Origin of the sequence: Nocardioides sp. zg-1308, assembly GCF_013155375.1 — a bacterium.
In the GTDB taxonomy this organism is placed as follows: domain Bacteria; phylum Actinomycetota; class Actinomycetes; order Propionibacteriales; family Nocardioidaceae; genus Nocardioides; species Nocardioides renjunii.
Genome location: NZ_JABJQY010000002.1, coordinates 670,105 through 687,726, shown reverse-complemented (window position 1 = coordinate 687,726; position 17,622 = coordinate 670,105). Strand labels below are relative to the sequence as shown.

General features: G+C 72.8%; 18 protein-coding genes. 7 read left to right on the top strand and 11 right to left on the bottom strand.

What is annotated here, in order from left to right; genetic code table 11:
* Positions 1 to 53: 53 nt before the first annotated feature.
* From HN031_RS05115 to HN031_RS05100, 4 genes are all read right to left on the bottom strand, one after another.
* Complete coding sequence (locus HN031_RS05115; protein WP_172267199.1) at positions 54 to 992, bottom strand: PfkB family carbohydrate kinase; 939 nt, start codon at positions 990 to 992, stop codon at positions 54 to 56.
* Complete coding sequence (locus HN031_RS05110) at positions 989 to 1,543, bottom strand: cysteine hydrolase family protein (RefSeq protein WP_172267196.1); 555 nt, start codon at positions 1,541 to 1,543, stop codon at positions 989 to 991. The genes HN031_RS05115 and HN031_RS05110 overlap by 4 nt, the downstream gene beginning before the upstream one ends.
* Positions 1,544 to 1,753: 210 nt before the next feature.
* Positions 1,754 to 2,599, bottom strand: coding sequence for an ABC transporter permease (locus HN031_RS05105; protein ID WP_172267193.1), 846 nt, complete (start codon positions 2,597 to 2,599; stop codon positions 1,754 to 1,756).
* Positions 2,596 to 3,507 carry an ABC transporter ATP-binding protein gene (locus tag HN031_RS05100; protein ID WP_172267190.1) on the bottom strand — a complete coding sequence of 304 codons (912 nt, stop codon included), beginning with the start codon at positions 3,505 to 3,507 and terminating at the stop codon, positions 2,596 to 2,598. The genes HN031_RS05105 and HN031_RS05100 overlap by 4 nt, the downstream gene beginning before the upstream one ends.
* A gap of 156 nt (positions 3,508 to 3,663) precedes the next feature.
* On the opposite strand from HN031_RS05100, the gene HN031_RS05095 reads away from it, so the two are divergent.
* A complete protein-coding gene (locus HN031_RS05095; RefSeq protein ID WP_172267187.1) occupies positions 3,664 to 4,875 on the top strand; it encodes a hypothetical protein in 1,212 nt (403 codons plus the stop codon).
* A gap of 47 nt (positions 4,876 to 4,922) precedes the next feature.
* Positions 4,923 to 5,708 carry a hypothetical protein gene (locus HN031_RS21005; RefSeq protein ID WP_216652053.1) on the top strand — a complete coding sequence of 262 codons (786 nt, stop codon included), beginning with the start codon at positions 4,923 to 4,925 and terminating at the stop codon, positions 5,706 to 5,708.
* 22 nt (positions 5,709 to 5,730) lie between these two features.
* Here the strand turns inward: HN031_RS21005 and HN031_RS05085 are convergent, their stop codons facing one another.
* Positions 5,731 to 6,906 carry a pyridoxal phosphate-dependent aminotransferase gene (locus HN031_RS05085; protein WP_172267184.1) on the bottom strand — a complete coding sequence of 392 codons (1,176 nt, stop codon included), beginning with the start codon at positions 6,904 to 6,906 and terminating at the stop codon, positions 5,731 to 5,733.
* A 52-nt stretch (positions 6,907 to 6,958) separates the two neighbouring features.
* On the opposite strand from HN031_RS05085, the gene HN031_RS05080 reads away from it, so the two are divergent.
* On the top strand, positions 6,959 to 7,648 hold the full coding sequence (locus HN031_RS05080) for a class E sortase (protein WP_172267181.1): 690 nt from the start codon (positions 6,959 to 6,961) through the stop codon (positions 7,646 to 7,648).
* 34 nt (positions 7,649 to 7,682) lie between these two features.
* Complete coding sequence (gene pyrE, locus HN031_RS05075; protein WP_172267178.1) at positions 7,683 to 8,210, top strand: orotate phosphoribosyltransferase; 528 nt, start codon at positions 7,683 to 7,685, stop codon at positions 8,208 to 8,210.
* Between the two features lie 34 nt (positions 8,211 to 8,244).
* Here the strand turns inward: pyrE and HN031_RS05070 are convergent, their stop codons facing one another.
* Positions 8,245 to 8,991, bottom strand: a complete 747-nt coding sequence (locus HN031_RS05070) for a DedA family protein (protein WP_367650651.1) — start codon at positions 8,989 to 8,991, stop codon at positions 8,245 to 8,247.
* A gap of 97 nt (positions 8,992 to 9,088) precedes the next feature.
* Between HN031_RS05070 and HN031_RS05065 the strand changes: the two genes are divergently transcribed.
* The gene (locus tag HN031_RS05065) at positions 9,089 to 9,745 is read left to right on the top strand and encodes a TrmH family RNA methyltransferase (protein WP_172271280.1); all 657 of its coding nucleotides are present in this window, start codon (positions 9,089 to 9,091) and stop codon (positions 9,743 to 9,745) included.
* A gap of 122 nt (positions 9,746 to 9,867) precedes the next feature.
* Positions 9,868 to 10,902 carry a class II fructose-bisphosphate aldolase gene (gene fbaA, locus HN031_RS05060; protein ID WP_172267175.1) on the top strand — a complete coding sequence of 345 codons (1,035 nt, stop codon included), beginning with the start codon at positions 9,868 to 9,870 and terminating at the stop codon, positions 10,900 to 10,902.
* Positions 10,903 to 10,985: 83 nt separating this feature from the next.
* Here fbaA and HN031_RS05055 read toward each other — a convergent pair whose 3' ends face one another.
* The 4 genes from HN031_RS05055 to HN031_RS05040 all read right to left on the bottom strand — a co-directional run bounded on the left by HN031_RS05055 (position 10,986) and on the right by HN031_RS05040 (position 15,244).
* Positions 10,986 to 12,497 (bottom strand): DHA2 family efflux MFS transporter permease subunit, encoded by a 1,512-nt coding sequence (locus HN031_RS05055; protein WP_367650650.1) that lies wholly within the window; start codon positions 12,495 to 12,497, stop codon positions 10,986 to 10,988.
* A gap of 195 nt (positions 12,498 to 12,692) precedes the next feature.
* Positions 12,693 to 14,444, bottom strand: coding sequence for a monocarboxylate uptake permease MctP (mctP, locus tag HN031_RS05050; protein WP_172267172.1), 1,752 nt, complete (start codon positions 14,442 to 14,444; stop codon positions 12,693 to 12,695).
* Positions 14,441 to 14,725, bottom strand: coding sequence for a DUF3311 domain-containing protein (locus tag HN031_RS05045; protein WP_253943021.1), 285 nt, complete (start codon positions 14,723 to 14,725; stop codon positions 14,441 to 14,443). The genes mctP and HN031_RS05045 overlap by 4 nt, the downstream gene beginning before the upstream one ends.
* Before the next feature lie 93 nt (positions 14,726 to 14,818).
* The gene (locus HN031_RS05040; protein ID WP_172267169.1) at positions 14,819 to 15,244 is read right to left on the bottom strand and encodes a DUF3151 domain-containing protein; all 426 of its coding nucleotides are present in this window, start codon (positions 15,242 to 15,244) and stop codon (positions 14,819 to 14,821) included.
* A gap of 43 nt (positions 15,245 to 15,287) precedes the next feature.
* Between HN031_RS05040 and HN031_RS05035 the strand changes: the two genes are divergently transcribed.
* Positions 15,288 to 15,752 carry a thioesterase family protein gene (locus HN031_RS05035; protein WP_172267166.1) on the top strand — a complete coding sequence of 155 codons (465 nt, stop codon included), beginning with the start codon at positions 15,288 to 15,290 and terminating at the stop codon, positions 15,750 to 15,752.
* Between the two features lie 125 nt (positions 15,753 to 15,877).
* Here the strand turns inward: HN031_RS05035 and lysS are convergent, their stop codons facing one another.
* Complete coding sequence (gene lysS, locus HN031_RS05025) at positions 15,878 to 17,584, bottom strand: lysine--tRNA ligase (RefSeq protein ID WP_172267163.1); 1,707 nt, start codon at positions 17,582 to 17,584, stop codon at positions 15,878 to 15,880.
* Positions 17,585 to 17,622: the final 38 nt, after the last annotated feature.

The window sequence follows — 17,622 nt, the reverse complement described above, 5'->3', positions numbered from 1 at the left end:
GTCGGTCGGCCGCCGGGGCGATCGGTCGCCGGGTCGGTGGGCCGCCGTGTCGATCAGGTGCGCGCGAGGAAGTCGTCGACCTCCGCCGCGGTGGGCGCGGACTCCGGCCCGCGCCGCGTCACCTTGATCGCCGCCGCGGCGTTGGCCCGTCGGCAGCCCTCGACCCACGGCGTACCGGCGGCGACCTCGGCCAGCAGGGCGCCGGTGTGGGTGTCGCCCGCGCCGTTGGTGTCGACCGGCGTCTGCGGGAAGCCGGCGACGTACGTCGTGGTGCCGCCGACGCGCACGGCGCAGCCGGCCGGGCCGTCGCGGACGATCGCGACGGCGTCGCCGCGGAGGAGGGGAGCGACGGCGGTGGTGAGGTCCGCGAGGTCCGTCGGCGGCTCCTCGCCGACGGCCCGCAGGACGTCCTCGGCCTCCTCGGAGTTGCTCGACCAGACGTCGGTGACCTCGAGCATCGCCGCTCGTACGTCCTCCGGCAGGCCGGCGAACGCGGCGCCCGGGTCGAGCACGACGACGACGTCGGGGTGCAGCGTGGGCAGCCAGGCCAGCAGCGGGTCGCGGGTGCTGGCCAGGGCGAGCGAGAAGCCGGTGACGCACACCAGGTCGCCGGGCCGGGGCTCGGAGGTGGCGAGCGAGTCGACCGAGATCCGGCGCTCGGCGCCGAGGGTGGTGACGAACGTCCGCTCGGCGCTGGGCTCGACCATCACGACGCAGATGCCGGTGTCGAGGTCGGCGACCGGCGGCGCCGACGCCGCGATGCCCTCGGCGGCGAGGGCGGCCCGGACCAGGTCACCGAGCGGGCCGGTGCCGTGCGCCCCGGCGTGCACGCAGTCCGCGCCGAAGCGGGCCGCGGCCACGAGCACCGTCACGGAGCCGCCGGCGTAGTCGGTGGCCGAGGACGCCATCACGTTCTGCCCGCGGACCGGGAGGTCGGGCACCTCGACGACGACGTCGACCAGGGCCTGGCCGGTGTGGATGACCCGGCTCACCTCGACCTGCCCGCGAGGACCTCGTCGGTGGTGGCGAGCGTGATCTGCGGCGGGTAGAGCGCCATCACCTCCATCGCCGAGCGGTGGTTGGCGGGCGACGACCCCGCGCAGGCGTCGGTGACGACGGTGATGGTCGCGCCCGCGTCGGCGGCGGCCAGGGCGGTCGACACGACGCAGCAGTCGGTGGAGACGCCGGCGAGCACGAGGTGGGGGACCGGACCGGTGACGGCCTCGAGCTCGGGGCCCCACTTGCCGAAGGTCGGCACGGACACGACCTCGGTGGCGAGGTCACCCATGTCGTCGACCAGCTCGAGCAGCGGGTGCCCCTCCGGCACGTCGGCGAACGGCCACGCCTGGAGGTACGAGCGCCAGCTGCCCTGCGGGTCGGTCGCGGGCACCCAGCGCGTGACGACGGTGCGCCGACCGGCCGCGGCGGCGAGTCGGCGTACGGGCTCCACGATGTCGGGGAACATCGGCGAGCCCCACTGGCTCGCCGGGTCGGCGAAGATCCGCTGCGGGTCGATGACGACCAGCCAGGCGTCAGGATGCATGCGCCCAGCCTGTCAGAGGCGGGCGGTGGTCCGTCGCCGGTCATCGTCCGGCGGGAGCTTTGCACCCGAGTTCCGTGCTTCGAGGTGGAGATCTCTACCTGCAAGGACGGTGGTCCCCGGATATCCGGGGACTCCAGACCCCGCCCCCCACACATGCAGCCAGCGGCCACCGGTCCCCCGACCGGCAGCCGCTGACCCGCCTGAGGTGCGTTACTTCACCTCGGCCCGCAGGACCGCGCGCAGCCCGAGGGCGAGCGGGATCCAGAGCCACACGAGCGTCGTGACGCCCAGCTGCTGCCAGTTCTCGGCCGTCATGGTGTCCTCGAAGAGCCGGGTGGTGGCGAAGTTGATGTCCACCCACGGCTGCAGGTCGCGGAACCACTCCTGGAAGGCGGCGAGCGCCCCGAGGGCGGCCGGCAGGACCAGGGAGTAGATGAAGTAGCCGACGATCGCGGCGGCGGAGCTCCGCATCAGGACACCGAGGGTGAAGCCGATGAGCATGCCGAGGACGTTGGCGAGCACGATCTGGCCGAACTCCCCGACCGAGACGTTCCACACCGGGTCGAGCCCGGTGATGGCGGAGCCGACCAGGTTGCCGACGGCGCCGACGGCCAGCGCGAGGAACATCGAGGCGACGCCGATGGCGAGGGTGACGAGCATCTTGGCGGTGATCACCCGGCCGCGCCAGGGCACGAGCGTGTAGGTCGTCAGTCCGGTGCGCTGGCTGTACTCACTGGTGACGGACAGCAGGCCGATGATCGGCAGGATCACCGACAGCGGGAACCCGATCGCGCTGGAGAAGGTCTCCTGGTCGATCGCGGAGTCGGGTGCCCACAGGATGACCGCGGCGGTCGCGAGGACCGCGACGATCCCGACGCTGGCCATCAGCCAGAAGCCGGCACGGGTGTCGAACATCTTGCGCAGCTCGACCTTGGCGAGCCGGGTCATCGGGATGGGCCGGATCGTCCGCGCGGGTGCCGTCGACCGGTGCGCGGGTACGGCGTGGGCCGGCGCCGCAGGCTCGGCCGGGGTCTGGACGGGGATCGTGGTGCTCATGCTGCTGCTCCTTCGAGAGCGGTCTCTTCGCGGGCGGTCAGGGCGGTGAGCTCGAGGAACATCTCCTCGAGGCCGGCGCCGTCGGCGGCGCGCAGCTCCCGCAGGACGACGCCGGCACGGTGTGCCGTCTCGCCGACGAGCTCGGGGTCGGCGTCGACCCGGAGGCCGCCGTCGATCGGGGTGGTCACGACGGCCGCCTCGTGCAGGGCGCGGGCCAGCCGGTCGGGGTCGGCGGTGCGGACGAGCGTGCCGGCCGCGGCGAGCAGCTCGGACTTGCTGCCCTGGGCCACGATGCGGCCCTGGCCGATGACGACGAGGTCGTCGGCGATGACCTCGATCTCGTGCAGCAGGTGCGAGGACAGCAGCACGGTGCCGCCGTCGTCGGCGAAGCCGCGGAGCAGGTCGCGCATCCAGCGGATGCCGGCGGGGTCCAGGCCGTTGGCGGGCTCGTCGAGGATGAGCACCTCCGGGTCGCCGATGAGGGCGGTGGCCAGGCCGAGGCGCTGGCGCATGCCGAGGGAGTAGTTGCGCACCCGGCGCTGCGCCTCGTCCTCGGTGAGCCCGACCCGGGCGAGGGTCTCGGGCACGGTGGCCTTGGGCAGTCCCATGGTCTGCTGCGCGATCGTGAGGATCTCGCGGCCGGTGCGGCCGGCGTGCTGGGCCGAGGCGTCCAGCAGGACGCCGACCTCGAGGCCCGGGTTGACGAGGTCGCGGTAGTCGCGACCGGTGATCGTGACCCGGCCGGTGCTGGGCCGGGTCAGGCCGACCATGATGCGCATGGTGGTGGACTTGCCGGCTCCGTTGGGACCGAGGAACCCGGTCACGCGACCGGTGGCGGCCGTGAACGACACGTTGTCGACGGCCGTGAACCGGCCGTACTGCTTGCTGAGGGACTCGACGCTGATCATGGGTCAACCCTGGCGGCGCGGAGGGCGCCACCGCATCGGGGACAGTGCCGGGTCGACCCCTGAGAGCGACCCTGAGAAACCCCCCAGCGGCCGCGCCTACGGCCCCGGTGGCGCCGCGATGCAGCGGCGTTGGGGCGTCCTTGGGACAATGGCTCCGTGAGCCAGCCCACCGAGCAGCGTCCGCCCCAGGTCACCCTGGCCTCGGGCATCGTCATGTTCGCCTCCGTGATGGTGCTGCTCACCGCCTGGGAGCGCGTCGCCTCGCTGGGGTCGCTCGAGACCCAACAGTCGATCCGCGACCTCCTCGCGGAGCCGCCCTTCTCCTCCCTGGGCCTCGACGTCGAGGGCGCGACCGGTCTCCTCCGCATCAGCGGGATGGTCGCCGCGGCCGCCGCCTGCGGCACCGCGATCCTCGGCTGGTACGTCCGCAAGCCGGACCGCTCGGCCCGCCTCGGCCTCAGCCTGCTGGCCGTCCCGGTCTTCGTCACCGGCCTCACCGCCGGCGGGCTCGCGGGCTCCTTCGTCGCCGCAGGAGCTGCGATGCTCTGGGTGAACCCGGCCCGCGAGTGGTTCGCCACCGGCCGGTGGACGCCGCCCGCCCCCGCCCGCGACGTCGAGAAGCCGGGCCGTTCCGGCAAGGCCGACAGGGGTGCGGCCGGCGCCACGCAGGACTACCGCGGGTCCTGGGGTGCCGGTCCGCAGGCGCCCCAGGACCAGCCGGGTGCGGGCGCGGCCCAGCCGCCGGGCCCGCCGCCGGCGGACCGGCCGTTCGGCCAGCACCAGCCCGTGCCGCACAACGCCTACGGCCAGCCGGTCCCGCCGGGGGCGTACGCCGAGGCCCCGACGCAGGACCCGAGCCGGCCGCCGCAGCCCTGGGCGCAGGACCGGCTCCCGCAGGTGCCGCCGCCGTGGCAGCAGCACCGTCCCCTCGACACGCGTCCCGGGGCGATGGTCGCGGCGTTCGTCATCACGGTGGTCACGGCCGGTGGGCTGCTCGCGCTGTCCCTGCTCTGGTTCGCGATCGCCGGCTTCTCGCCCGACTTCTTGATGAGCGTGCTCGAGGAGCAGCAGCCGCAGATGATGGAGGACGGCCTGACGCGTGGGGAGGTGCGCACGACGGTGTTCGCCCTCGCCAGCGGTGCCTTCGTGTGGGGCTCGGCGGCGCTCGTCCTCGCCGGCTTCGCGATGGCGCGGCGCGACTGGGCCCGGCGTGGCCTGATGGTCAGCGCCGCCTTCAGCGCCGGCGCGTGCTTCGCCCTAATGCTGACCGCACCCTTCGTGCTGGTGCCGGCGGTGGCCGCCGTCGCGACGGTCGTATGCCTGCGGCGGGTCGAGGTCCGGCGCTGGTTCTCGCCCGACCCGCGCTGAGCCTGCGGCACTGCCGTGGAGGACCGCGGACATGGTGAGATAGGACCATGAGCGACCCCTACGGCCAGAACAGTCCCTACGGCCAGCAGCCGTCCTACGGCCAGCCCTCCTACGGGCAGCCGGCCTACGGCCAGCCCGTGTCGGACAAGCGTCCCGGCACGGTGACCGCCGCGGCCTGGATCACGATCGTGTTCTCCGCGCTCACCGCGGCCCTGTTCGGCTTCGCGGCCCTGGCGCTGTTCGTCGCGCGCGACGAGGTCATCGACGAGATGGAGCGGGTCCCGGAGTTCCAGGACGCCAACATCGACGCGGACACCGCCATCGGTGCCGTCGTGGCCGTCGTCGGTGGGCTCGTCATCTGGGCGATCATCGCGATCGTGCTGGCCGTGCTGGTGCTGCGGCGGTCCAACGTGGCCCGCATCCTCCTCGTCATCTCCGCCGTCGTGACCGCGCTGTTCTCCCTCCTCTCCGTCTCCAGCGGCATCTCGCTCGTCACGCTGGTCGCGGCGGTCGCGGTGATCGTGCTGCTCTTCGTGGGCGGTGCCGGTGACTGGTTCAAGCGCACCGGCTCCTCCGGCGGCGACTACCCCGGCGGCCAGTACGGCGGCTACGCGGGCGGCTACGGCGGTGGGTCCTACGGCCAGCCCGGCCAGCCCGACCAGTACGGCGGCGGCTACGGCCAGCCCGGGTCCCAGACGGGTGCCCAGCCGGGCATCGAGCCCGGCCCGGACGCCGGCCCGCAGTACCCCTCGTCCGGGGACAACCCCTACGGCCAGCAGCCGCCGGCCGAGGGCGGCTCCGACCACCCGCCGAGGGAGTACCCGGGCCGCTGACGCGCCCGGTCCGCCGGTCCGCTCAGCGGGCCAGCTCGGCCTCGCCCAGCCGGCGTACGCCCTCCCGGATCACGTCGGGCTCCTTGCAGAACGCCCAGCGCACCAGCTGGCGCCCGGCCTCGGTGTCGTCGTAGAACCCCTGCGTGGGGATCGCGACGACACCGGCGCGCTCGGGCAGGGCCAGGCAGAACTCGCGCCCGTCGGCCCACCCGAGGTGGGAGATGTCGGTGGTCGCGAAGTAGGTGCCCTCGGGCACCCGCGGCGTGAGCCCGGCAGCGGCGAGCCCGTCGCACAGCAGGTCGCGCCGGGCCTGGAGGTCGCGGGCGAGCGTCCGCGGCCAGTCGGGCTCGTGGTCGAGGGCGTGCGCGACCGCGGGCTGCAGCGGCGCACCGGAGGTGAAGGTGAGCCACTGCTTGGCCGCGAGCAGCGCCTGCACCAGGGGCGCGGGTCCGGTGGCCCAGCCGACCTTCCAGCCGGTGAACGAGTACGACTTGCCCGCGCTGGACAGCGTCAGCGTGCGGTGCCACATCCCCGGCAGCGTGGCGATCGGGACGTGTCCCTCCGGGGAGCGGGCGTCGTCGAAGACGAGGTGCTCGTAGACCTCGTCGGTCAGCACGAGGACGTCGTGCTCGATCGCGAGGTCGGCCACGACCTGCAGCTCCTCGCGGGTGAGGACGGTGCCGGTGGGGTTGTGCGGGGTGTTGAGGAGGATCGCCTTCGTCCGGTCGCCCACCACCGCCCGCAGCTCGTCGAGGTCCGGTCGGAAGTCCGGGGCGCGCAGCGTGACCGGGCGGCGGACGGCGCCGCACACGTCGAGCATGGCGACGTACGAGTCGTAGTAGGGCTCGAGCACGACCACCTCGTCGCCGGGGTCGACGAGGCCGAGCAGCGCCGCCGCGACGGCCTCGGTGCACCCCGTCGTCACGACCACCTCGCGGTCGGGGTCGACGTCGAGACCGTAGTGGCGCTGCTGGTGGCGCGCGATGGCGCCGCGCAGGGACGGGATGCCGATGCCCGGTGCGTACTGGTTGGCGCCCGCCTCCAGCGCCGCCTCGGCGGCGGCGACCACGGACGCCGGACCGTCCACGTCGGGGAAGCCCTGGCCGAGGTTGAGGGCGCCGGTGCGCACCGCGAGCGCGGACATCTCGCTGAAGACGGTCGGCGGGACGTGGGCGAGGCGGCGGGCGACGACGGACATGCACCCGAGGCTAGCCCGGCGCCGTGCCGTCCCCGTGGGGCAGACTCGGGGCATGTCCGCAGCCTCCGCCCGAGCCCGCTGGACGGGGGTGCTGGGTGCGGTGCTGGTCGTGGCCGGGCTGGTGCTCGGGGGCTGGGTGGCGTGGCAGGTGTGGGGGACCAACGTCGTCGCGCAGCGCACCCACCGCGACCTGGTCGAGGGTGCCCGGCGTGAGTGGGACCGGGCCGCCGAGGTCGACGGGACCGCACCGGCGCAGGAGGTCACCTTCACCGAGCACGGCGCGATGACGGCGATCGTGCGGATCCCGCGCTTCGGCGAGGACTACGCCGTGCCGCTGCTCGAGGGGACGGACGACGAGGTGCTCGCGGCGGGCTTCGGCCGCTTCACGGACGCGGCGGCCGCCGGGGGCCTCGGCAACTTCGCGATCGCCGCCCATCGGGTCACGCACGGCGAGCCGCTGCGCGACATGCCCGAGCTCGAGCCCGGCGACGAGGTGCTGGTCGAGACCCCGCGGTGGACCTACCGCTACGTCCTCGACACGGGCGGCGACGACCTGACGGTGCCGTTCACCGCGGGCTGGGTGCTCGACGACCTCCCTGCGAACCCCGAGGGCGGTGTGCAGCCCGAGCAGCGTCCGGGCCAGCGGCTCATCACCGTCACCACCTGCTCGGAGCTGTTCCACACCGACGACCGGCTGGTGGCGTTCGGCCACCTGGCGTCGCGGGAGCCGACCGGACGGTGACGCCGGCGACGGGCCGCGTCGCTAGGCTGCGGGCGTGGTTGACGAGACGCTCGCACGCGACATCGACGCGGCCTGCCGCCTGACCGGGGAGTTCACCCTCAGGTCGGGACAGGTCGCCGACACCTACTTCGACAAGTACCTCTTCGAGGCCCAGCCGGCGCTGCTCGACCGCGTCGCCACACGGATGCTCGACCTGCTGCCGCCGGACACCGAGCTGCTCGGCGGACTCGAGCTGGGCGGCATCCCGATCGCCACCATGGTGTCGGCCAAGTCCGGGCTGCCGGCGCTCTTCGTGCGCAAGCAGGCCAAGGAGTACGGCACCTGCAAGCTCGCCGAGGGCCCGGACGTGGCGGGCCGCCGCATCACCGTCATCGAGGACGTCATCACCACGGGCGGTGCCGTGCGCGACGCGACCCGCGCGCTGCGCGACGCCGGCGCGACGGTCGAGGTGGTCGTCTGCGCCATCGACCGCTCACCGGCCGGCGAGGACCCCCTGGCCGACGTCGGCCTGGAGGTCCGCTCCGTCCTCACCCGCGCGGACCTGGACTCCGTCCACCGCTGACGGGGCCGCCCCGCACGCGGGCAGGGCTGGCCGGTCAGTCCAGGTCGCGGCCCGTGATGTCGCGGTCCGGCCCGCCGTCGTGGGGGCCGATCTCGGCGCCCGGTGCGTGGGTGCGCCGGTGGCGTACCCACTCGATGGCGATCGGCACGACGGAGAACGCCAGGATCGCGATGATCAGCTTGTCGATGCTCTCGCCGAGGGCCGGGAACGCGTCGCCGAGGAAGAAGCCGAGCAGGCAGATGGACGCCACCCACAGCAGCGCGCCGACCAGGCTCCACAGGAAGAAGCGGCGCCGGTCCATCCGGGTCACCCCGGCCACGACGGTGATGTAGGTGCGCACGAACGGGACGAAGCGGCCGATGACCAGCGCCTTGTTGCCGTGGCGGTCGAAGAACGCCGTCGTCTGGTCGAAGTACTTGCGCTTGATGATCCTGCCGTCGCGCTCGTAGAGCGGTGGTCCGAGCTTGCGGCCGATCTCGTAGCCGACGACGTTGCCGAGGAAGCCGGCCGCGACGAGCGCGGCCATCACGACCAGGAGCTCGGCGAAGGCCGGTCCCGGGACGAGGTCGAGCTGTTCGGTCGCGATGAAGAGGCCGAGCGCGAACAGGAGCGTGTCGCCGGGCAGGACCGGGAAGAACAGCCCGCACTCGATGAAGACGATGGCCAGGCTGATCCAGAAGAGCTCGGCGCCGAAGCGGTCCAGGAGCCAGTTGGGGTCCATCCAGTCGATGCCGAGGAGCATCGGCAGTACGACGGCAGGCAGGTCCCCCAGTGCGCTCACGGGCGCCACCCTAGCCAGCGGCGCCCCGTCCGGGCCTGCCTAGGGTGCTCCCATGCAGCCAGGATCCGGCGACGAGGAGCGGGCGCCGTACGACCCGATGCCGCACGGCCCGCCCGAGGTCGGGCTGGGGCCGTGGGAGGGCCCGTGGCCGGAAGGCGCGCACTGGGACCCCGAGCTGCTGCGCGACGGGGACCGGCGCAACGTCGTCGACCGCTACCGCTACTGGACGCTCGAGGCGATCGTCGCCGACCTCGACACCCGGCGGCACGACTTCCACGTCGCGATCGAGAACTGGCAGCACGACTTCAACATCGGCACGATCGTCCGCACCGCCAACGCCTTCCTCGCCGCCGAGGTCCACATCGTCGGCAACCGGCGGTGGAACCGGCGCGGGGCGATGGTCACCGACCGCTACCAGCACGTCCGCCACCACGCCGACGCCGCCGGCCTGGCGGCGTACCTCCACGACCTGCCGACGCCCGACGGCGAGCCCATGCGGCTGCTCGGCATCGACAACCTGCCCGGGTCGCTGCACCTCGAGACGATGGAGCTGCCGCGGCGGGTGTGCTTCCTGTTCGGGCAGGAGGGGCCGGGGCTCTCCACCACCGCGCGGGAGGTCTGCGACGCCACCTTCTCGATCGCGCAGTTCGGCTCCACCCGCTCGATCAACGCCAGCGCGGCCGCGGCCATCGCGATGCACGGCTGGGTGCGCGCCCACGCCGACCTCGGTGGCGATGACGCCTGGCGGGGGTAGGCCGCGACCGGCCGGTCGTCACGTGGTGAGACGCCGTCGGGCGAGGATCGCGACTGGCCGGTAGCCACTAGGGTTGTCAGCGCCTGCCGGACCGTACGAGCCGCTCACGAGGAGATCTCCCGATGCCCATCGCCACCCCCGAGGTGTACGCGCAGATGCTGGACGCCGCGAAGTCGAAGTCCTTCGCCTACCCGGCCATCAACGTGTCGTCCTCCCAGACCCTCAACGCCGCGCTGAAGGGCTTCGCCGACGCCGACTCCGACGGGATCATCCAGGTCAGCACCGGTGGTGCGGAGTACCTCTCCGGGCCGTCGGTCAAGGACATGGTCAGCGGCTCGGTCGCCTTCGCCGCCTACGCCGCCGAGGTCGCCAAGAACTACCCCGTCAACATCGCGCTGCACACCGACCACTGCCCGCAGGGCAAGCTCGACGGCTTTGTGCGCCCGCTGCTCGACATCTCCGCCGAGCGGGTCGCCCGCGGCGAGGCGCCGCTCTTCCAGTCGCACATGTGGGACGGCTCCGCGGTGCCGCTGGAGGAGAACCTCCAGATCGCCGAGGAGCTGCTGGCCAAGTGCGCGGCCGCGCGGATCATCCTCGAGATCGAGGTCGGCGTGGTCGGTGGCGAGGAGGACGGCGTCGCCAACGAGATCAACGACCAGCTCTACACCACCCCCGAGGACGCGGTCGCCACGATCAAGGCTCTCGGCGCCGGCGAGAACGGCCGCTACCTGACCGCGCTCACCTTCGGCAACGTGCACGGGGTCTACAAGCCGGGCAACGTCAAGCTGCGCCCCGAGATCCTCAAGATCGCCCAGGAGGCCGCCGCCTCCGAGCTCGGCCGCGGCGCCGACGACCGGCCCTTCGACCTGGTCTTCCACGGCGGGTCCGGCTCGACCGCTCAGGAGATCAGCGACGCCGTCGACTTCGGCGTGGTGAAGATGAACGTCGACACCGACACGCAGTACGCCTTCACCCGCCCCGTCGCGGCCCACATGTTCGCCAACTACGACGGCGTGCTGAAGGTCGACGGCGAGGTCGGCAACAAGAAGGCCTACGACCCGCGCGCCTGGGGCAAGGCCGCCGAGGCCGGCATGGCCGAGCGCATCGTCGAGGCGTGCCAGCACCTGCGCTCCGCCGGGACCTCGCTCGCGGGCTGAGTCCCGCCCGGACCCCGGACCGAGCGGTGGCCGGGCCACGTTCCACTCGCGCGGAACGTGGCTGGGCCACCGCTCGATCGCGTTCAGGCCGCGGAGGTCTCCTTGGTGCCCGGACGCGCGGCGAAGTGGCGGGGCCGCTCGAAGAAGACCACTGCCAGCAGGCCCAGCAGCAGCACCGCCGGCAGGAGCAGCAGTGACTGCGCCATCGCCTCGGTGAACGGCTCGGCGACCTGCGCCGGCAGCGTGCCGCCACCGGCCGAGCCCTCGGAGGGCGAGAACGTCAGCCCGTTGGCCGCGAGGCGGGCGTCGATGAGCACCGCGATCGCGGCGGAGCCGAGGACGGCCCCGACCTGGCGCGTCGCGTTGTAGACCCCGGAGCCGGCGCCGGCACGCTGCGGGGGCAGGTTGCGGTTGGCCGTGGTGGCCAGCGGGCCCCAGAGGAACGAGCTGCCCACGCCCATCAGCGCGAACGCCGCGACCAGCTGCCACAGCGGGGTGTCGGGCGTGAGGACGGCCTGCAGGACCAGCAGCGCCACCCCGAGGCCGGCGAACCCGCCGAGCGTCAGCACCCGCGGGTGCACCCGGTCGGTGAGCCGCCCGGCCACGGGTGCGGCCAGGATGGAGGTGATCGCCATCGGCGCGAGCAGCAGGCCCGCCTGGGTGGGGGAGTAGCCGCGCACCAGCTGGGCCCACAGCATCAGCGGGAACCCCATCGCGGTGAAGGCGAACGACACGGTCGTGATCGCGAGGTTGGACACCGAGAAGTTGCGGTCGGCGAACAGGCTCAGCGGCACCAGCGGCTCGGCACGGTTGCGCGCCTGCCACAGCACGAAGAGCGCCAGCACCACGAGGCCCGCGACGATCAGCGACCACACCGTGATGGGCCCGACGATCGTCGACCAGTCGTACTGCTCGCCCTCCTGGATGCCGAAGACCAGCAGGAACATGCCGGCGCCGCTGAGCGCGACCCCGAGCCAGTCGAAGCGGTGGTCGCTGGTCTCCAGCCGCGGGACCAGCCGCCAGGCGAGCGCGAACGCGACCACGCCGACCGGCACGTTGACGAAGAAGATCCACTCCCAGCCCAGCGTGTCGACCAGGACGCCGCCCGCGATCGGGCCGACCAGGGTCGCGACACCGGCGGTGGCCCCCCACAGCGCCATGGCGGAGCCGCGGCGCTCGATCGGGAAGATGCGGGTGATCACCGACATCGTCTGCGGCGTCATCATCGACGCGCCGAGCCCCTGCGCGACGCGCGCGACGATCAGGCCCTCGATGGTCGAGGTGAGCCCGCACGCCAGCGAGGCGACGGTGAAGACGACGAGGCCGACGAGGTAGAGGTTCTTGGGGCCGTAGCGGTCGCCCAGCCGGCCGGTGATCAGCACGGGCACGGCGTAGGCGAGCAGGTAGGCGCTGGTCACCCACACGACCTCGTTGACCCCGGCCTGGAGGTCCTCGATGATCGCCGGCGTCGCGACCGTCACGATCGTGGTGTCGACCAGGATCATGAAGAACCCGATGCACAGCGCCACCAGGGCGGGCCACGGGCTGGTCTGGTCGGTCCGGTCGGTCGTCCCTCGGGCGTCGGTCGCAGTCACGGTCCCAGTGAACACCGGGCCGCGGACATCGATTCCGCCGGCGTCCGACAGGCAGCGGTGGGGGGGGGCGGGGTCCCCCGGGGGGTAACGGGCACCCCCCCCCCCCCCGGGGGGGGGTCGGGGGGCGCGGGGCGTGAGGCAGGTTCCCCGCGTCGAGAACCTGCCTCACCCACCGCCCGGTGGAGTCGTACGGCGTCAGCGGGCCGGTGTGCTGCCCGGTACGTCGTCGCCGTCGGCCTCGTGGTGCGGCGCCCGGGCGTCGGTGGCGACGTCCGCGTCGTGCTCGACGAGGTCCTTCTGCACGCGCGGGTCGTCCGCGTCGGCGAAGTAGTCGAACGGGATGGTCTCGTCGTGGCCGTTGGAGACCTTCATCGCGCGCATGACTGCGGTCACCACGACGGCGACGACCACGTTGAGCACGAACGCCGTCACGGCGATGTAGCCGAGCTCGCCGATGCCCGGGATGAGGGCCGTCGAGCCGCCGAAGTGCTTGCCGGTGACCGGGTTGACGACCTGGTAGGCCTCGACGGTCCCGTAGACGAGGCCGACCGCCCAGCCGAGCAGCAGGCCGTAGCGGTGGAACCACCGGGTGAAGAGGCTGAACACGATGGCCGGGAACGTCTGCATGATCCAGATGCCGCCGAGGAGCTGGAAGTTGATCGCGTTCTGCTTGTCGAGCGTCAGGACGAACACGAGGGCGAAGGCCTTGACCAGCAGCGACATCAGCTTTGAGACCTTCGCCTCCTGGGCCGGGGTGGCGCCCTTGTTGATCCACTCCTTGTAGATGTTGCGGCTGAACGTGTTGGCCGCGGCGATCGACATGATCGCGGCCGGCACGAGCGCGCCGATCGCGATGGCGGCGAAGGCCACGCCCGCGAACCACGACGGGAACATGTCCTCGAACAGCTGCGGGATCACCAGCTGGGCGTTGGGCTCGCCGTCGAGCCCGATCGGCTGCGTGCCGGCCGCGATGGCGACCCAGCCGAGCAGGGCCAGCAGGCCGAGCACGAAGGAGTACGCCGGCAGGATCGAGGCGTTGCGGCGGATCGTGTTCCGCGAGTTCGACGACAGCGACGCGGTCACCGAGTGCGGGTACATGAACAGCGCCATGGCCGAGCCGAGCGCCAGGGTGGCGTACGCCCAGAAGGCACCGGAGCCGGGCACGAACGAGGAGGTCGGGTTCAGCCCGGCCTCGACCGCCGCCGCGTTGTTGGCGTCCATCTTGTCCTCGGCCGCCCCGAAGATCGCCTCCCAGCCGCCGACCTGCCCGGGCAGGTAGATGACCGCGACGATGATGACGAGGTAGATGAGGATGTCCTTGACGAACGCGATCACCGCCGGCGCGCGCAGGCCGCTGGAGTAGGTGTAGGCCGCCAGCACCGCGAAGGCGATGAAGAGCGGCGCGTCCTTGGCGATGATGTTGTCGCCGCCACCGAGCCCGACGACCTCGAGCACCGCCTGGATGCCGACGAGCTGCAGCGCGATGTAGGGCATGGTCGCCACGAAGCCGGTGACCGCGACGGCGAGCGACAGCCCGCGGTCGTCGTACCTGCCGCGGACGAAGTCGGCCGGCGTGACGTAGCCGTGGCGGTGGCTCACCGACCACAGCCGCGCCATGAAGATGAAGATGATCGGGTAGAGGATGATCGTGTAGGGGACCGCGAAGAAGCCGGCCACCGCCCCGGTGGCGAACATCGCCGCCGGCACCGCGACGAAGGTGTAGGCCGTGTAGAGGTCGCCGCCGAGCAGGAACCACGTGATCCACGTGCCGAACGAGCGCCCGCCCAGGCCCCACTCGTCGAGCGACTCCATCGAGTCGGCGCGCTTGAACCGGCTGGCCATGAACCCGGCCACGGTGACGATCAGGAACAGCACGACCAGCACGGCCAGGGCGACGCCGTTGACGCCGTCGGTGTCGGCGGCCAGCACGGTGAGCTCGGGGGTCATCGGTCCTCACCGGCCTTGTGCGAGGTCTTGCCGCGGGCCGAGAGCGTCAGGCGGAAGGCCGCGTAGGTCATCGCGGAGCACAGGAAGACCCAGAGGAACTGGTACCAGAAGAAGAAGGGGAAGCCGAAGAGCGTCGGCTCCACCTTCGCGTAGTGCGGCACCCACAGGAGCACGACGATCGGGATGGCGAGCAGGACGCCGGCCAGCGCCATCTTGCGCATGTCGGTGGGCGGCACCTCGGGATCCGGGCGCGACTGAGGGGAGTTGTTGCCGAGACTCATGCGCGCGACCCTACGCCCGCGGTGACGGTCGTCACTCCGCCCGCAGGTGCCGTGTCGCGGCCAGCGGTCCGTCTGACGCGACGAACGGTCAGGTCAGCCGAGCAGCTCGTCCGCCGCCGTGGCGCTGGAGTCGCGCAGGAAGCTGGAGCAGCGCTCCCACTCCTCGGTCTCGCCGATGGCACGGGCGGCCAGGGCGAGGAGCGCGAGCGAGCGCAGGAAGCCGCGGTTGGCCTCGTGCTCCCACGGCACCGGCCCGTGGCCCTTCCACCCGTTGCGCCGCAGCATGTCGAGGGAGCGGTGGTAGCCGACCCGCGCGTAGGCGTAGACGGTCACGTCGTCGGCGCCGGCGTCCTTGGCCTGCAGCGCCAGCGCGGCCCAGGCGGCCGGCGACGCCGGGTGACGGCGTACGACCGCGGCCGGGGCGTCGCCTCCGGCGAGCTCGGCGTCGGCGGGGTCGGCGGGCAGGTGGGTGGGCGGGGGACCGGCCATCAGGTCGCCGCCGAAGGGTCCGGAGGTCATGCCCGCCAGCCTAGGCCCGGACCCGGTCGGACAGACTTCCGCCATGGGCGAGACGTTCACGACCGAGATCCAGGCGCGCTACCGCGACATCAACCTCGCCGGCCACGTCGACAACGTCGAGGCGGTGCGGGTGCTCGACGAGGCGCGCTACGAGTTCCTGCGCTTCGCCCGCCTGCCCGGCCTCCCGCCGGAGGCGACCGGCCTGCTGCACGCCGCCGGCCCGGGGGTGTCCGAGCTGGTGGCGTCCCAGTCGATCGAGTACCACGGCGAGATGCGCTTCGTGCCCTACCAGCCGTTCCTGGCCTCGCTCTGGGTGACGCGGGTCGGCCGGTCCTCCTTCACCGTCGCCGCAGAGCTGCGCGTCGAGTCGGGCGGCGCGCCGGCCGCGGTCTGGGAGTGCGTGAACGTCCTCTGGGACCACGCGGCACAGGCCGCGTGGCCCATCAGCGACGCCGTGCGCGCCGACCTCGAGCGCTACCTCGGCGAGCCGCCGACGTTCCGCCGCTGACCGCGCTGACCGCGCTGACCGCGCTGACCGCGCTGACCGCGCTGACCGCGCTGACCGCGCTGACCGCGCTGACCGCGCTGACCGCGCTGACCGCGCTGACGCGCAGGGCCGTGCGGGCCGGGCCGTCAGGCGCCGAGCAGCCTTCGCACCTTCGCCGGCCCGAGCGCCACGATCAGCGTGGGCAGCCGCGGGCCGCGGTCGGCGGAGACGAGCAGGTTGTAGAGCAGCCGGAAGAAGTCCTTCTGGTCGGCCTTCACCTGGTCGGTGGGGGCGTCCTCGAAGCCGAGGCCGCGGGCGACCTTGGGCACGCCGTAGACGACGCTCGTGACCGCGTCGAGGTCGGCCTCCTCCGGCAGGCGGTCGAGGAAGATCCGCAGCCACAGCTCCTCGTCCTCGCCGAGCGAGGCGAGGCGCTCCGTGTCCGGGCTCTCGCGGACCGTGGTGCGCTGGTCCTCCGGCAGCGACGCGGTCCACGACATCGCACGCCCCAGGCGCGGCTGGAGGTCCTCGACGCTGTCGTGCTCGAACCCGAGGTCGTCGATGACCCGGCTGATCAGCTCGCTCGAGCCGGCGGTCACGTCGGCGACCGACGACAGCGTGCGGAACGGCACGGCGACCTTCGAGGTCGGCAGCGGTCCTGACGCCACGCGCGCGGCCCGCTCCCGGGCGAGCACGGCGCCGTCGCGCTTCGCCGGGTCGGCGGCCTTGCGGGCCAGTGCGTCCCACTCGTCGTAGAGCCGGACCACCTCGGGACCGAAGTCGACGGTGAAGGTCTGCTTGGGCGCGCGCCGGACGTAGAGCCAGCGCAGGATCGGCGCCTCCAGCACCTCCAGCGCGTCGATCGCGGTCGGGACACCGCCCGCCGACGACGACATCTTCTGCACGCCGGCGAAGCCGACGAAGCCGTAGCCGAACCACGCGGGCCGCGGCATGTCGAAGAAGCGCTCGACGAGCTCGTGCCCGACCGTGAACGAGGAGCCGGGGGTCGCGTGGTCGGCGCCGGCGGCCTCGAAGTCGACGTGGTAGTGCGCCCAGCGCATCGGCCAGTCGACCTTCCACACGAGCTTGCCCTCGTCCTGCGTCGCGAGGTTGGTGACGAAGGAGCCGCCGCACTCGCACGTGTAGGCGAGGTCGGCCGTCTCGTCGTCGTAGGAGGTGATGGTGACGGTGTCGCGGCCGCAGTCGCGGCAGTAGGGCTTGAAGGGGAAGCGGGCCAGCTCGGTCGTGCCAGTCTCCTCGTCGGCGGCCACCGAGTCCGCCAGGGCCGCGGCCTCCTGCGACTCCAGCTCGCTGCCCGGCTCGGCGTCGGTGGCCGCGGCGGGCTTCTTGGTGCGGTAGCGGGCGAGCACGGCGTCGATCTCGTGGCGTGCGCGCACGGCGCGGAGGACGTCGTCGCGGTAGGTGCCGGTGCCGTAGAGCTCGGTCTGGGAGATCTCCTCCATCTCCACCCCGAGGTCGGACAGCGCCTGCTGCAGCGGTGCCTTGAAGTGGGTGGCCCACGAGTCGTGGCAGTCCCACGGGTCCGGCACGGCGGTCAGCGGTCGTCCAATGTGCTCGGACCACTCGGCCGGCACGCCGGCGGGCACCTTGCGGAACCGGTCGTAGTCGTCCCACACGTGGAGGTGGCGCACCTCGATGCCCCTGCGGCGCAGCTCGTCGGCGACGAAGTGGGTGGTGAGGAACTCGCGCAGGTTGCCCAGGTGCACCGGTCCGGACGGCGAGGCGCCGGACGAGACGGTCACGGGCTTGCCCTCGCCGGCGTGGCGTACGGCGTCGTCCGCCGCCCGCGTCACCCAGTCGACCGGATCGCCCTGCTGCCTGCCTCGCGCCATGGCCGCAAGGCTATCGGTGGGACGCCGACAGGGGAGCG

What these genes read in the sequence shown, in the direction of transcription:
- HN031_RS05085 (WP_172267184.1), bottom strand. Translation starts at nt 6,906, where the DNA reads ATGTCCGTCGTCGCCCGCCGCCTCGCCCACGTCCCGCCGACCGTCTTC.
- HN031_RS05080 (WP_172267181.1), top strand. Translation starts at nt 6,959, where the DNA reads ATGTCCGCAGCCTCCGCCCGAGCCCGCTGGACGGGGGTGCTGGGTGCG.
- HN031_RS05035 (WP_172267166.1), top strand. Translation starts at nt 15,288, where the DNA reads ATGGGCGAGACGTTCACGACCGAGATCCAGGCGCGCTACCGCGACATC.
- HN031_RS05040 (WP_172267169.1), bottom strand. Translation starts at nt 15,244, where the DNA reads ATGACCTCCGGACCCTTCGGCGGCGACCTGATGGCCGGTCCCCCGCCC.
- HN031_RS05100 (WP_172267190.1), bottom strand. Translation starts at nt 3,507, where the DNA reads ATGATCAGCGTCGAGTCCCTCAGCAAGCAGTACGGCCGGTTCACGGCC.
- fbaA (WP_172267175.1), top strand. Translation starts at nt 9,868, where the DNA reads ATGCCCATCGCCACCCCCGAGGTGTACGCGCAGATGCTGGACGCCGCG.
- HN031_RS05045 (WP_253943021.1), bottom strand. Translation starts at nt 14,725, where the DNA reads ATGAGTCTCGGCAACAACTCCCCTCAGTCGCGCCCGGATCCCGAGGTG.
- HN031_RS05105 (WP_172267193.1), bottom strand. Translation starts at nt 2,599, where the DNA reads ATGAGCACCACGATCCCCGTCCAGACCCCGGCCGAGCCTGCGGCGCCG.
- mctP (WP_172267172.1), bottom strand. Translation starts at nt 14,444, where the DNA reads ATGACCCCCGAGCTCACCGTGCTGGCCGCCGACACCGACGGCGTCAAC.
- HN031_RS21005 (WP_216652053.1), top strand. Translation starts at nt 4,923, where the DNA reads ATGAGCGACCCCTACGGCCAGAACAGTCCCTACGGCCAGCAGCCGTCC.
- HN031_RS05065 (WP_172271280.1), top strand. Translation starts at nt 9,089, where the DNA reads ATGCCGCACGGCCCGCCCGAGGTCGGGCTGGGGCCGTGGGAGGGCCCG.
- HN031_RS05110 (WP_172267196.1), bottom strand. Translation starts at nt 1,543, where the DNA reads ATGCATCCTGACGCCTGGCTGGTCGTCATCGACCCGCAGCGGATCTTC.
- lysS (WP_172267163.1), bottom strand. Translation starts at nt 17,584, where the DNA reads ATGGCGCGAGGCAGGCAGCAGGGCGATCCGGTCGACTGGGTGACGCGG.